Source organism: Streptacidiphilus sp. EB103A (genome assembly GCF_041261405.1).
Classification (GTDB): Bacteria; Actinomycetota; Actinomycetes; order Streptomycetales; family Streptomycetaceae; genus Streptacidiphilus.
In genome coordinates this window covers 218,695-231,493 of record NZ_JBGCAQ010000017.1, presented here as the reverse complement: position 1 = coordinate 231,493, position 12,799 = coordinate 218,695, and the positions used below count along the sequence as shown (strand labels likewise).

Annotated in this window: 11 protein-coding genes; 5 read left to right on the top strand and 6 right to left on the bottom strand. The window is 74.8% G+C overall.

All coding sequences use genetic code 11. The features are described 5' to 3' along the window. The first annotated feature begins 54 nt into the window (after positions 1-54). From ABH941_RS27685 to ABH941_RS27670, 4 genes are all read left to right on the top strand, one after another. The gene (locus ABH941_RS27685; RefSeq protein ID WP_370132248.1) at positions 55-825 is read left to right on the top strand and encodes a LamB/YcsF family protein; all 771 of its coding nucleotides are present in this window, start codon (positions 55-57) and stop codon (positions 823-825) included. Beyond that, on the top strand, positions 822-1,442 hold the full coding sequence (locus tag ABH941_RS27680; RefSeq protein ID WP_370132247.1) for an allophanate hydrolase subunit 1: 621 nt from the start codon (positions 822-824) through the stop codon (positions 1,440-1,442). The genes ABH941_RS27685 and ABH941_RS27680 overlap by 4 nt, the downstream gene beginning before the upstream one ends. Positions 1,443-1,461: 19 nt before the next feature. Further along, positions 1,462-2,316: a biotin-dependent carboxyltransferase family protein gene (locus tag ABH941_RS27675; protein WP_370132265.1), complete on the top strand. Its 855-nt coding sequence runs from the start codon at positions 1,462-1,464 to the stop codon at positions 2,314-2,316. A gap of 86 nt (positions 2,317-2,402) precedes the next feature. Further along, positions 2,403-3,494 carry a WD40/YVTN/BNR-like repeat-containing protein gene (locus ABH941_RS27670; protein ID WP_370132246.1) on the top strand — a complete coding sequence of 364 codons (1,092 nt, stop codon included), beginning with the start codon at positions 2,403-2,405 and terminating at the stop codon, positions 3,492-3,494. Here the strand turns inward: ABH941_RS27670 and ABH941_RS27665 are convergent, their stop codons facing one another. From ABH941_RS27665 to ABH941_RS27645, 5 genes are all read right to left on the bottom strand, one after another. Then, positions 3,495-4,361: an SGNH/GDSL hydrolase family protein gene (locus ABH941_RS27665; RefSeq protein ID WP_370132245.1), complete on the bottom strand. Its 867-nt coding sequence runs from the start codon at positions 4,359-4,361 to the stop codon at positions 3,495-3,497. Further along, positions 4,358-5,500 (bottom strand): glycosyltransferase, encoded by a 1,143-nt coding sequence (locus ABH941_RS27660; protein WP_370132244.1) that lies wholly within the window; start codon positions 5,498-5,500, stop codon positions 4,358-4,360. The genes ABH941_RS27665 and ABH941_RS27660 overlap by 4 nt, the downstream gene beginning before the upstream one ends. After that, positions 5,497-6,708 carry a glycosyltransferase family 4 protein gene (locus ABH941_RS27655; protein ID WP_370132243.1) on the bottom strand — a complete coding sequence of 404 codons (1,212 nt, stop codon included), beginning with the start codon at positions 6,706-6,708 and terminating at the stop codon, positions 5,497-5,499. The genes ABH941_RS27660 and ABH941_RS27655 overlap by 4 nt, the downstream gene beginning before the upstream one ends. A gap of 111 nt (positions 6,709-6,819) precedes the next feature. After that, a complete protein-coding gene (locus tag ABH941_RS27650; RefSeq protein WP_370132242.1) occupies positions 6,820-8,244 on the bottom strand; it encodes a HEAT repeat domain-containing protein in 1,425 nt (474 codons plus the stop codon). A gap of 264 nt (positions 8,245-8,508) precedes the next feature. Beyond that, on the bottom strand, positions 8,509-10,008 hold the full coding sequence (locus ABH941_RS27645) for a hypothetical protein (RefSeq protein WP_370132241.1): 1,500 nt from the start codon (positions 10,006-10,008) through the stop codon (positions 8,509-8,511). 450 nt (positions 10,009-10,458) lie between these two features. Between ABH941_RS27645 and ABH941_RS27640 the strand changes: the two genes are divergently transcribed. Beyond that, the gene (locus ABH941_RS27640; protein ID WP_370132240.1) at positions 10,459-11,556 is read left to right on the top strand and encodes an aminoglycoside phosphotransferase family protein; all 1,098 of its coding nucleotides are present in this window, start codon (positions 10,459-10,461) and stop codon (positions 11,554-11,556) included. 37 nt (positions 11,557-11,593) lie between these two features. Here ABH941_RS27640 and ABH941_RS27635 read toward each other — a convergent pair whose 3' ends face one another. Continuing rightward, entirely contained in the window at positions 11,594-12,799 is a 1,206-nt protein-coding gene (locus tag ABH941_RS27635) for an acyl-CoA dehydrogenase family protein (protein WP_370132239.1), read from the bottom strand.

Here is a 12,799-nt window from a genome sequence, read left to right as displayed (position 1 = left end):
ATGCGGGCAATTGTGTGACCTTGCACACGCGGGCGCCCCCTAGGATCTGGTGCCATGGTGACCATCGATCTCAACGCTGACCTGGGCGAGGGCTTCGGGCGCTGGACGCTGACCGACGACGAGGCCCTGCTGACCGTGGTCACCAGTGCGAACGTCGCCTGCGGCTTCCATGCGGGCGACCCTTCGACGATCCGTCGGGTGTGCGAACTGGCGGCCGAGCGCGGGGTGCGGATCGGGGCACAGGTCTCCTACCGGGACCTGGCCGGCTTCGGGCGGCGGTCGATGGAGGTGCCGCGCCGGGAGCTGGCCGACGAGATCGTCTACCAGCTGGGCGCCCTGGACCTGTTCGCCCGGTCGGCCGGGACGGCGGTGGCCTATCTGAAGCCGCACGGCGCGCTCTACAACCGGGTGGTGTGGGACCAGGAGCAGGCGGGCGCGGTGGTGGACGCGCTGCTGGCCCACCGGCGGGCGGACGGGCGGGCGCTGCCGGTGCTCGGACTGCCCGGCTCGGCACTGCTGGCGGCGGCGGAGGCCGCCGGACTGCCGGTGGTCGCCGAGGCTTTCGCGGACCGGGCCTACACGGCGCAGGGAACGCTGCTGCCGCGGACCGAGCCCGGGGCGGTGCTGCACGACCCGGACGCGGTGGTCGCCCGGGCGGTGCGGATGGCCCGGGACGGGGAGGTGGTCGCGGCGGACGGCAGCCTGATCACGGTGCGGGCCGGTTCGCTGTGCGTGCACGGGGACACCCCCGGAGCCGCGGCGCTGGCGCTGCGGGTGCGGGAGGCGCTGGTCGCCGCCGGGGTGGGCGTGGAGGCATTCGTATGAGCGTGCGGATCCTGGCGGCGGGGCGGTCGGCGCTGCTGCTGGAGGTCGACAGTGACGCGGAGGTGGCATCGCTGCACCGGGAGTTGATCGACCGTCAGGCGGACGGGCGGCTGGGCGAGGTGGCCGAGATCGTGCCGGCCGCGCGGACCGTGCTGCTGGACGGACTGGCCCGGCCGGAGCTGGTCGCCGCTCAGTTCGAGGGGTGGCAGCCGCAGCCGTCGGCGCCGCCGGAGGGTGCCGTGGTCACCGTGCCGACCCGCTACGACGGGGAGGACCTGGCGGAGGTCGCGGCGCTGTGGGGGGTGTCCGCAGCCGAGGCGGTGCGGATCCACAGCGGTGGCGAGTACCGGGTGGCCTTCTGCGGTTTCGCGCCCGGTTTCGCCTATCTGACCGGGTTGCCCGAGCGGTACGCCGTTCCGCGGCGGGACACGCCGCGGACCCGGGTCCCGGCCGGCTCGGTGGCGCTGGCCGGCGGCTACACCGGGGTCTACCCCAGCGCCTCGCCAGGTGGCTGGCAACTGCTCGGGCGCACCGAGCTTCCGGTCTGGGACCTGGGGCGCGACCCTGCGGCGCTGCTGCTGCCGGGCACCCGGGTGCGGTTCGTGGAGCAGACATGAGGGCACAGACGTGAGGGGGATGGAGGTGGTCCGGCCGGGCCCGCTGACGACGGTTCAGGACGGCGGGCGCGTCGGCGTGGCCGCGCTCGGGGTGCCGCGCGCCGGGGCGCTCGATCCGGACGCGCGCCGGCTGGCCAACCGGCTGGTCGGCAACGCCCCGGACGCGGCGGTGCTGGAGGCCACCCTCGGCGGGGTCGCACTGCGGGCCCTGGAGCCACTGCTGGCCGCGGTCGTCGGCGCCCCCGCACCGGTGCGGGTCGACGGCAGCGCGGTGGCCTGGGGCGCTCCGGTGCCGGTGCCGGCCGGGGCGGTGCTCGCGGTCGGCGCGCCGACCAGCGGGCTGCGCTGCTACCTGGCGGTGGCCGGCGGCTTCGCCGTGCCGCCGGTGCTGGGCAGCCGGTCGGCGGATCTGCTGGCCGGGCTGGGACCGCCGCCGCTGGCCGCCGGGCAGCTGCTGCCGGTGGGCCCGCCAGCCGGTCCGCCCTGCTGGATCGACCCGCTGCCGCTGCCCGCACCCCCGCGCGAACTCCTGCTGCGACTGGACCTCGGGCCGCGCGCGGACTGGTTCACCCCGGTGGCGCTTCGGACCCTGGACGCCGGACGCTGGACGGTCTCCTCCGCGTCCAACCGGGTCGGGCTGCGGCTGGTCGGACCCACGCTCGAACGCCTGCCGGGCCGTGGCGAACTGCCGAGCGAGGGGATGGTGCTCGGCGCGGTGCAGGTACCGCCGGACGGGCTGCCGGTGGTGTTCCTGGCCGACCACCCCACGACCGGGGGTTATCCGGTCCTGGGCGTCGTCCCGGCGGCCGATCTGACGGCGGCCGCACAGGCAGTTCCTGGAACGCCCGTTCGATTCACTCGCTCAATGCGGTGAACAAGCGCCCGACGACACGACAACCGCTCGCAATCCGAGAAGACTGCTGCCTATCGAACTGACCGGCGAGGACGAAGGAGTCCGCCATGGGTGAGGTAGTGCTGGCGGTCGGTACCGCCAAGGGGCTGTTCCTGGGACGCAGCCGGGATCGCGACGCCTGGGAGTGGAACGAGCAGCCGCACTTCCCGATGCAGGGCGTGTATTCGGTGGCCATCGACCGCAGGGGCGGTAGGCCGAGGATCCTGGTCGGCGCCGACAGCAGCCACTGGGGCCCCTCGGTGTTCCACTCCGACGACCTGGGCGCGACCTGGCAGGAGCCCAAGCAGCCCGCAGTGAGCTTCCCCAAGTCGACCGGGACCTCACTGGAGCGGGTGTGGCAGCTCCAGCCGGCCGGCGCGGACCAGCCGACCGTCGTCTACGCCGGCACCGAGCCGGCGGCGCTGTTCCGGTCCGAGGACAGGGGCGAGTCGTTCTCGCTGGTGGAGAGCCTGTGGAAACATCCGCAGCGCAAGGACTGGGGTGCCGGCTTCGGCGGCCAGGGGATGCACACGGTCCTGGTCGACCGGGAGGACCCCCGGCAGCTCACCGTCGCGGTGTCGACCGGCGGCGTCTACCGCTCGGCGGACGGCGGGGAGAGCTGGGCGCCGTCGAACACCGGGGTGGAGGCGCGGTTCCAGCCGGACCGCAACCCGGAGTTCGGGCAGTGCGTGCACAAGATCGCGGTGGACGCCGGCGATCCGTCCCGGCTGTACCTGCAGAACCACGGCGGCGTCTACCGCAGCGACGACTCCGGCGCACACTGGACTCCGATCGACGCCGATCTGCCGGCGGACTTCGGCTTCGCCATCGCGGCGCACCCGCGACGGGCGGGCACGGTCTATGTGTTCCCGCTGGTCGCCGACTTCGAGAGACTGCCGCCCGAGCACCGCTGCCGGGTCTACCGCACCCGTGACGCCGGAGAGACTTGGGAGCCGCTGTCCGAGGGACTGCCGCAGGAGCCGCACTACGGGGTGGTGCTGCGCGACGCGCTCTGCCTGGACGACGCCGAACCCGTCGGCGTCTACTTCGGCAACCGCAACGGCGAGGTCTACGGCAGTGCGGACGAGGGTGACAGCTGGCGGTTGCTGACGGAGCATCTGCCCGCCGTGCTGTGTGTCCGGGCGGCGGAGATCGGTTGATCAGCTGACAGCACGCAGGCCTCTTGCAGGGTTGGAGTCGGAATCGGACACGGCGGCCAGGGCTGCCGCGGTGCGGCGGGCGGCGGCGAGGTCGAGGGCCCGAGGGTCGTGCTGCCTGGCTTCGGCCGCGGCCAGGCGGAGCAGGTCGGGGAGGAGGTCGGTGCAGCGCTCGGCGACCCAGCGGGTGCCCTTGGTGGCCATCCACCAGGTCTGGGCGGCCCGGCTCGGTGCGGCGCTCTCGGGCTCCGGTGTCGGGGCGGGGCCCGCCGCCGTACCGTGCGCCGCCAGTACGGTGTGGAACTCGCGGGCCAGCGCGCGGTGCCCCCGCTCGCTGGGGTGCAGCCGGTCCACGCTCCACATCCGCGGGTCGTCGATCCAGTCGGCCTCGGCCGCGTGGACATGGACGGCGGCATAGCGCTCGCTCAGTGCGTGGACGACCTCGTTGACGCTGCGCATCCGGCGCGCCAGCGGGCGGGCCAGCGGGCCGGGGAGGCGCAGCAGCCGGCCGGGGTCCGGCAGGCAGGCGGTGAGCAGCACGGTGCCGCCCGCACTGAGTTCGGCCATGACGGCGTCCAGGTCGGCCGTCACCGCGTCGATGTCGTAGCTGGCGCGCAGGGTGTCGTTGGCGCCGACCAGGACGGAGGCGAGATGCGGTCGGTGCGCCAGCGCGGTGGGGAGCTGGATGCGGGCCACGTCGGCGGCCCTGGCACCGCTGACGGCGAGGTTGTGCAGGTCGACGGCCTCGGCCAGCGGCGCGAGACCGGCCGCGAGCAGGGCGGCCCAGCCGCGCCAGCCGCCGCCGGGCGCGGGGTCGCCGAGGCCTTCGGTGAGGGAGTCGCCGAGCGCGGCGACCCTGAGCAGCGTCATGCCATGACTCCTCGGACGGGCTGCGGTATCCGGTGGGCGGCGAGGAAACCGGCGACGGCCCGGTCCCAGCCGTACTGCTCGGCCCGGTCGCGGGCCCGGGACCGCCGGTCGGCCTCGGGCCGGGCCAGCAGTCGCTGCACGGCGTCCGCGAAGCCGGGGCCGGTGTCGGCCGCGGTCTCGCCGGCGTCGCCGACGATCTGCGGCAGCGCGGAGGAGGCGCTGACCACGACCGGGGTGCCGCAGGCCAGCGCTTCCAGGGCGGCCAGGCCGAAGGTCTCGATCGGCCCCGGCGCCAGCACCGCGTCGGCGCTGGCGAGCAGGGCCGCCAGGGCGTCGGCGGAGCCGATGTGGCCGACCATCCGCACCGGCAGCCGTTCCGTCCTCACCCGCGCCTCCATCCGGGCGCGCAGCGGGCCCTCGCCCGCCACCACCAGCACGGCCGGCACGCCGCGGCGGCGCAGTTCGGCGACGGCGTCCAGGGCGCGCTCGGGGCGCTTCTCCGGCGAGAGCCGCGAGCAGAGCACCAGCAGCACCTCGCCGGGGCGTGCGTAGTGGTTGCGCGCCGCCGCGTTGCGCTGCCGGGGGTGGCAGCGTTCCAGGTCGACGCCCAGGGGGGTGCGGACCACGTTGCGGGCGCCGATCCGGTGGAACTCGGCGGCGGCCCAGTCAGTGGTGCAGATGACGGCGCTGTAGTCGCGCGCCGTCCCCCGGTTCAGCCGGTCGGCGGCCCGGCGGGCCGTGGACTCCCCCAGGCCCCAGGCCCGCAGCAGCCCGTCCAGGCTCTCGTGGGAGACCATCGCGGCCGGCACCCCGTGGCGTCGGGCCCAGCCGCCGGTCCAGCGCAGTGTGCTGCGGTCGGAGACCTCCAGCCGGTCCGGGCGCAGCACGGCCAGCAGGTCGGCCAGGGCGGGCCGGTCGAGCAGCACCCGGTAGCCGCCCATGCCCGGGACCCGGCGCCCGGGCAGGGTGATCACCCGGCCCTGGTCGGTCTCCTCGTCGCCATGAACGGGACCGGGGATCACCAGCACCGGACGGTGCCCGGCGGCGAGGTAGCCCGCGCCCAGGTGGTGCAGCGCGGTGCGCAGGCCCCCGGAGACCGGGGTGACGAAGTTGGCGAGGCGTACGATCCGCAGGCTCATGCCGCGACACCGCCCCGCTGCGGGACCGCGCCGAGCGCGGCGGCGGCCGGCCCGACGACTGCGGCCGTGGCTGTGACCGTAGCCGCCGCTGTCGCTGCCGCTGGGGTCAGGACCTCCTGGTAGTGGTCGAGCAGCTGGTCGCCGACCGACTCCCAGGTGCGGTCGGCCACCTCGCGGCGTGCCTGGGCGCCGTAGCGCTCGCGCAGCGCCGGGTCGGCGGCCAGCGCCGCGACGGCCTCGGTGACCGCGCGCACGTCCCTGGGCTGCACCAGCAGGCCGGTGCGGCGGTGGGCCACCAGGTCGAGCGGTCCGCCGACGGCGGGGCCGACCACGGCGACGCCGCTGGCCATGGCCTCCTGGATGGTCTGGCAGAAGGTCTCCATCGGCCCGGTGTGGACGAAGACGTCCAGCGAGGCGAAGACTGCGGCGAGTTCGTCGCCCTCGCGCCGCCCCAGGAACACGGCCCCGGGCAGCGTCTGCCGCAGCGCGGGTTCGCTCGGCCCCTCCCCCACCACCACCAGCTTCACGCCCGGCAACGCGCAGACCCCGCTGAGCAGGTCCACCCGCTTCTCCGGGGCCAGCCGTCCGACGTAGCCGACCAGGACCTCGCCCTCGGGGGCGAGGGTGCTGTGCAGTGCCTGGTCTCGGTGCCGGGGGTGGAAGCGTACGGAGTCCACGCCGCGCGGCCAGAGCCGCACCCGGGGCACGCCGTGCGCGGTGAGGTCCTGGGCGGCCGGGGTGGACGGGGCCAGAGTGCGGGCGGCCGCGCCGTGGACGGCGCGGATCCGCCGCCAGGCGGCGGCCTCGCCGAGACCGCTGCCGGCCCGGTAGGCCCTGGCGTAGCCGGCCAGGTCGGTCTGGTAGACGGCGACGGCGGGGATGCCGAGCCGGTCGGCGGCAGCCATGGCCCGGGCGCCGAGGACGAAGGGGCTGGCCAGGTGGACGATGTCGGGGCGGTGCCCGGCTATCAGCTGCTCCAGCCGACGGCTCGGCAGGGCCAGCCGCACCTGGGGGTAGCCGGGCAGCGGGAGCGCTGGGACGCGCACCACGGGGCAGGGGTCGGGGGCGTTGAGCGGCACGGCCGGGGCGGGCGCGATCACCAGGGGCTGGTGGCCGCGCCGTACCAGGTGCTCGGCGGTGCGCAGGACGGAGTGGGCGACGCCGTTGATGTCCGGCGGGAAGGATTCTGTGACGATGGCGACACGCATGTCTGGGTTATCCCGACGCCACACGTGCTCACGGCCACGTCCGTCTGTCGAGTGAACGAACGACTACCGAACGCTCATCTCCGACCCTGGGCGGATCCCGGGCAGCGGGGGTCAGCCGCCACTGAGTCGGCCCCTGACGGCGGCGTGGACCTCGGCCTCCTCGCCCGGATCCGCGGCGAGGCGGCGGAGCCGGTCCAGCACCCGGCCGTCACCCTTGGTGAGCACATGCCGGGCGGCGAGCTCGCGGGTGGACTCCTCGCAGTCCCAGAGGCACTCGACCGCGGCTCCGGTCGGGAAGCAGGGATCGACGGCGGCGAGGCTGCGTGCGGCGCTGCCGCGCAGCTGCGAGCAGCTGGTCTCGGCGTAGACATGGCGCAGGGCGGTGACCCCGGTGGCGGCCGTCAGCCGCCCGACGCCCTCCACCAGGACGGACAGGCCGTCGCCGTCGGCGCCCCTGCGGTAGATCCAGCGGTGCAGCGCGGCCACCACGGCCGCGGCGTCACCGGCTCCGCCGGCGCAGGCCAGCAGCCGGGCCGAGGCGTCGGCCAGCGGGCCGCCCTCGGGATCGGCGGCCCAGACCCGGGCCCGGGCCAGGAAGCGCGGGGTGCGCACCCGGCACAGGGTGGCGAGCGCATAGTCGGCGGTCTGCCGGGAGATGTCGGCGGCGGCCAGTTCCAGCAGGTCGGGGGCGGACTCGTCGTCATGGTCGGCCAGGTGCCGCAGGGCCGCGCAGCGAGCGCCGTCCTGGCCGTCCCGGGCGGTCCGGCGCAGCAGCGGGCCGTCCTCGGGCCCGGCGACGGCGGCCAGGCAGCGGACAGCGGCGCCCACCCGGCGTTCGAACTGCTCGGGGGAGACTGCGCTGCCTGCGGTCGAGGCCGCGTCGGCCCAGGCCAGTACCGCCGGAGTGCTCCAGGCGGGGGTGGTGCCGGGGCGGTCGAGCTGGCGCTGCCACAGGTCGAAAGGGGCCTGCTCGGTGGCGGCCGCCACTCTCGGGTGGGTCGGCGCCCACAGGTGCCAGGGCCGGGGTTCGTAGGCGTCGCGGACGGTGGCGCGCAGGGCGGCGTCGCCCTCGGGACCTTCGGGGAAGCGGGCCAGCACCGGACCGGCGAGGGCCGCCAGCGCGGCGTCGTCCTCCCGTACGGCCAGTTCGTCCAGGGCCCAGGCCCAGTTGCTGCCGTCGGCGGCATAGCGGCGCAGCAGCAGCAGGGCGTCGTGGCGGCCGTAGCCGGCCAGCCGGCCGAGGACGGCGAGGGTGAGCCCGGTGCGTGACTCCTCGTCGTCGAGCAGGTCCTCGGCGCAGAACAGATGGTCCTCAAGGCGCTGGAGCGGGGCCTCCAGCTCCATGAACAGGCGTGCGTAGTAGAGGGAGCGGTTCTCGACCTGCCAGTCGCGGCGGGGGTCGCTGGTGACGCACTCCTCAAGGGCGGCGAGAGCGTCGGAACGCTCGGCCGCCAGAGCGTGCAGGGTGCCGTCCCCCCGGCCCCGCTGAAGCAGGCCGAGAAGGGAGGCGCTGGGCGCTATCGCGGGCTCGAACATGAGGTCAGCATCCGGTGCGGCGGTCCTGGTGGCAAAGGAATTTCGTGATTGGGGGTCTGGCACGAAGCGGTACGGGTCTGCTATGGCGGGCAGTCGTGTCGCCCACGAGGCGGGAATCCCTGGTTCCCGCTCGCAGGAGGCACGAAATCGTACCGTTCGAGCGCCTTCCTCTGCACCTTTCCCAGGCCTGGTCTCACCTGGGAGGACACTGGCCAGTTGCGTTCCGGGGGCGGGTGGGCCCCCGAAAGGCTGTGCGTGGGGCTGTCAGATCGGCTGCGGGCGGCTCCGCAGGGAGGCCGGGACCGACTTGCGGATCTCCGCGCGCAGTTCCCTGACCTCGTCGATCTGTTCGTAGCGCCCGGTGAGCTCGTACATCCCCTTCAGCCGGTCCCAGGTGCGCAGCGAGGACATCTCCCTGGTGGAGTCGAGCGCCTGCTTGGCGTAGATGTTGGCCTCCTCGGGGCGGCCGGCGATGTAGCAAGCCGAGGCCATCGAGAGGTAGTCGAAGAGCTTGGACCGGTCACGGCCCTCGCCGCGCAGTTCCAGCGCCTGCTTGGCGTGGTACTGGGCCAGCTGGGCGACGCTGGGGTCGTGGGCGGCGAGGGTGCGGTAGGTGAGCGCCTCCATGCCGTGCAGGTCCGCGCGGTCGAAGAACTGCAGCCAGCTGGGACCGGGGTCGTTGTGGTCCTGGGCGAACAGGTCCTCGGCCTCGCCGAGGGTGCGCCTGGTGGCCTGGGAGTGCCCCATCGAGGCGTGCGCCCAGGCCTCCACGGTCCGCAGCATGGCCCTGGTCCTGGGCAGGTTGTGCTCACCGCTGCCGGTCTCGGCGACCCGCATCAGGTCCAGCGCGTCGCCGGGGCGGTTGAGGTGGACCATCTGCCGGGCGGCCCGGGACAGCGCCTCGCCGGCCCGCGGCTTGTCGCCGGCCTCCCGGGCCGAGCGGGCGGCCATCACGAAGTAGCGCTGTGCGGTCGGTTCCAGGCCGACGTCGTGGGACATCCAGCCGGCCAGCACCGAGAGGTTGGCCGCGACCGCCCACAACCGCCGTGCGAGCGGCTCGGGGTGATGGAAGGTCAGCATCCCGCCGACCTCGTTGAGCTGGCCGACCACGGCCTTGCGCTGCAGACCGCCGCCGCGCGAGGCGTCCCAGGCCCGGAACACCGTGACGGAGGCCTCCAGCGCCTCCACCTCGTCCAGGCCCACCGGGCCTGCTTCGTAGAAGTCGCTCGCCGGTAGGGCGGCGGCCATCGGGCTGCGCAGTATCGCGCCCGACGTGGGGCCGTCGGCGGCCACGGCCGAGTCGGAGCCGGCCATCCAGTCGTGGAGCGGGCCCGCGATGGCGGCGCCCGCCAGGAGTGCGGTGCTCGCACTCATCAATCCGCGTCGGTTGAGCATGAGGTCCATTCCCGTGAACTCGGTGAGGTCCTCGGCTGTGCGCTCCGGCTGCGGGTACGGGGAGGGGACGTCCGACGAGGCCTGCGCCAAGCCGCCCGAACCGGTATGCCGCTGTCGCTGGAACCCGAGGTCCTCAGTGGTGACAACACGTCCGAGCCGCTCGGTGAACAGCGCCGCCAGCACCCTCGGCACCGGGTCGCGCGGGATCTCCCCGCGTTCGATCCAGCGCCGGACCCGCGAGGTGTCGGTGGACAGCTGTTGCTGTCCGGCCGCCGCGCCGCGCCGGTTGACCAGTCGCGCCAGTTCCCCCTTCGACCATCCGGTCAGGGCGAACAGGTCTGCGAATCGGGTGTTGGTGCCTCTGCTCACGTCAAGCCCCCAGGTTCCTCGGCACTTTCGAGGCTATCCGTGCGTCATGTGCCAGGCGAGCATTCGCCAGGGTTCGCCAGGGTGCGCAACCTGATGCGCCATGAGTCGTCGGGTGTCATGTAGACATGCGCCACCCCAACCCGTGACCACCGGGCAGAAGTTGCCCGGGGGACCGCCGGGCAAGGGAGTGGCGCAAGGGGTGGCGCGGACAGAAGTGCTCCGCGCAGGGGCCGTTCGGGACCACGCACTCCCCAGGGTGCGCGGTCCACGGCGGTCACGGTTCGGGGCCTGCGCCCGCGCCGCCCCGCAGCACGGCAGTACCTCAGCAGTACCTCCGCAGCAGTGCCTCGCAGTGCCGGAACGCCCGCAACGTCCCGGTACGAGAAGTGATCGCGGTGGGCCGTCCGGCCCGCCGGCGGCAGCCCGCCAGGAAGGGACCCGGAACCACCCATGTACTCACCCTCGATCTCCCCCGCCCCCGTAGGGCCCACCACCACCCGGGTCACCCAGCCGCGCCACCGTCCGGCCATCGGCTCCGATCCACGCACCCGTGAACGCGCCCTGGCCCCGGTCGGGCCGCGCCGCATGGTGGCTCCCCGTCCGGCCGCCGGTGGAGCGCCGAGGCTGGACAACCCCGCCGAGCAGTCACCGGCGCTGCGCGCCGCGCTGGCCGGCGTCTCGCGGATATGCCCCGCCTTCGTCCCCCGGCAACTGCTGCGGGAGGACGAACACCATGTCCTGGTGGTCGGCACCGCCGGACGCACCCCGGTGGTCGCCAAGTGCCTGACCCCCACCCCCGCCGGACGGGAGGCCACCCGGTCCGCGCGGGAGGCGGCGGAACGCCTGCGGCACGAGGTCGCGGCCTACCGCACCTTCGTCCGGCACCGCCCGCCGGCCCGGCTGCCCAAACTCGTCGCGGCCGACTCGGACCGCTGCGTACTGCTGATGGAGCGGGTTCCGGGGCGGCCGGCCGCCTACGAGCGGCACCCCTGCAACACCCCGTCGCCCGGGGAGGTCCGCGCGATCCTCGGCTCGGTGCGCTCACTGAACCTGTGGCGCCCGCCGGCCGGTTCCTTCCAGGCGCCGCTGGACTACCCCCGCGAGATCGCCCGCTACCACGCGCTGGGCCTGCTGACCGACCGGGACGCGGGCGATCTGCAGCACCTGCTGCATGGACTCGCCCACACCGCACCGCAGTTCTGCCATGGGGACGCGCTGCTCACCAACGTCCTGCTGGCGCCCTCGGGCCCGGTGCTGGTCGACTGGGAGCAGGCCGGCTGGTACCTGCCCGGCTACGACCTGGCGGTGCTGTGGACCGTGCTCTCCGGGGACAGCGCCGCGCGGCGGCAGATCAGCCAGGTGGCGCAGTCGTCGGGGACGCTGCCCAGGGACGCCTTCCTGGTGAACCTGATCCTGGTGCTCATGCGCGAGCTGCGGCTGCACGATGTGCCGGGGGCCGGCGAGGAGCAGCGGATACTGATCCGCCGACTGCACGAGGACGCGGCGCTGGCGCGGCGCGCGGTGCGGGCCGCGGTGGGGACCCGCTGAGGCTGCGTCAGTAAGCCCGCCGTCAGCAGGCCCGCCGTCAGCGGCCCTGCAGCGCCTGCCGCCCGGCCTCGGCGAGCAGCTCGTGCTCGCGCCGTCCGTGGCCCCGGGCGTGCAGCACATCGCGGAAGTGCCGCTCCAGGGGGTGGGCCCGGCTCAGCCCGGCGCTGCCGCTGAGGGCCACGGCCTGCTCCACCACCGACACGGCCGCACGGGTGGCGACGATCCGGCCGGCGGCGGTACGGCGCAGTGCGTCGGGCGAGCCCTCGTCGACGCCTCGCGCCAGGGCGAGCAGCAGTTCCTCGGCGGTGGTCAGCTCGACCTCGATGCTGCCGACGGCCGCTTCGAGCTGGGCGTCCTGGAACCGGCCTTCGAGGAGCACCGGACGCAGCGCGCGGACCAGCCAGCTACGGGCCGCGCGGGCGACCCCGAGGTAGACGGCGGGCAGGGCCAGGTCGGTCCAGGCGCGGTCGAGCGGCTCGTCGTCCTCGCTGTCACCGCTGCGGGCGCCGAGGCGCACGACCGCGTCGTCGCCCACCTCCACCGCCTCGAAGACGACGTCGTGGCTGGCGGTGGCGCGCAGCCCCAGCTGGTCCCAGGTCGGCTCGACCTGAACGCCCGGGGTGTCGCCCTGGACCAGGAAGAGGCCGTCCCGCGGCTGCTCCTCGTCGGTGCGGGCGGTGACCACCATCCAGGCCAGGGCCTCGGCGCCGGCCACCCCGGGCTCACAGCCCGTCAGCAGCCAGCAGCCGTCGCCGCGGCGGGCGGTCACGCCCTGACCGGGCCCGTCGGCCGGACCGAGCACGCCGACCAGGGCGGGGCCGCGAACGGAGTCGGCGAGCAGATCGGCGTAGACCGCCTCGGGCCACTGCGAGGTACGGGCCTGCCGGGCGTGCACCAGCAGGGTGAGCGCGGTGACCAGGGCCACCGAGGGGTCTCCCCGGCCGAGCTCCGTCAGCGCCCGCACCGTGTCGGCCAGGCCGGCGCCGGGGCCGCCGTGGCGTTCGGACACGGTCAGCGTGAGCAGCCCGGCGTCGTGCACCGCCTCTATGCCCTGGTAGGGGAAGCCGGCGTCGCGGTCGTGCTCCTCGGCACGGGCGGCGAGCAGGTCCACGACTCGGGGCAGCCCGGCGAAGGCCGCGGCCACCCCCTGGTGTCCCCCCGCGCCGTCCCGTCGCCCGGGGCTGAGGGGCGCGTCAGGGCTGGGAGCGCTGCCGGGACCCGGCGGTCTGGCTGCGGTGGTCAC

What these genes read in the sequence shown, in the direction of transcription:
- ABH941_RS27665 (WP_370132245.1), bottom strand. Translation starts at nt 4,361, where the DNA reads ATGACGCTGCTCAGGGTCGCCGCGCTCGGCGACTCCCTCACCGAAGGC.
- ABH941_RS27640 (WP_370132240.1), top strand. Translation starts at nt 10,459, where the DNA reads ATGTACTCACCCTCGATCTCCCCCGCCCCCGTAGGGCCCACCACCACC.
- ABH941_RS27655 (WP_370132243.1), bottom strand. Translation starts at nt 6,708, where the DNA reads ATGCGTGTCGCCATCGTCACAGAATCCTTCCCGCCGGACATCAACGGC.
- ABH941_RS27650 (WP_370132242.1), bottom strand. Translation starts at nt 8,244, where the DNA reads ATGTTCGAGCCCGCGATAGCGCCCAGCGCCTCCCTTCTCGGCCTGCTT.
- ABH941_RS27660 (WP_370132244.1), bottom strand. Translation starts at nt 5,500, where the DNA reads ATGAGCCTGCGGATCGTACGCCTCGCCAACTTCGTCACCCCGGTCTCC.
- ABH941_RS27680 (WP_370132247.1), top strand. Translation starts at nt 822, where the DNA reads ATGAGCGTGCGGATCCTGGCGGCGGGGCGGTCGGCGCTGCTGCTGGAG.
- ABH941_RS27685 (WP_370132248.1), top strand. Translation starts at nt 55, where the DNA reads ATGGTGACCATCGATCTCAACGCTGACCTGGGCGAGGGCTTCGGGCGC.
- ABH941_RS27675 (WP_370132265.1), top strand. Translation starts at nt 1,462, where the DNA reads ATGGAGGTGGTCCGGCCGGGCCCGCTGACGACGGTTCAGGACGGCGGG.
- ABH941_RS27670 (WP_370132246.1), top strand. Translation starts at nt 2,403, where the DNA reads ATGGGTGAGGTAGTGCTGGCGGTCGGTACCGCCAAGGGGCTGTTCCTG.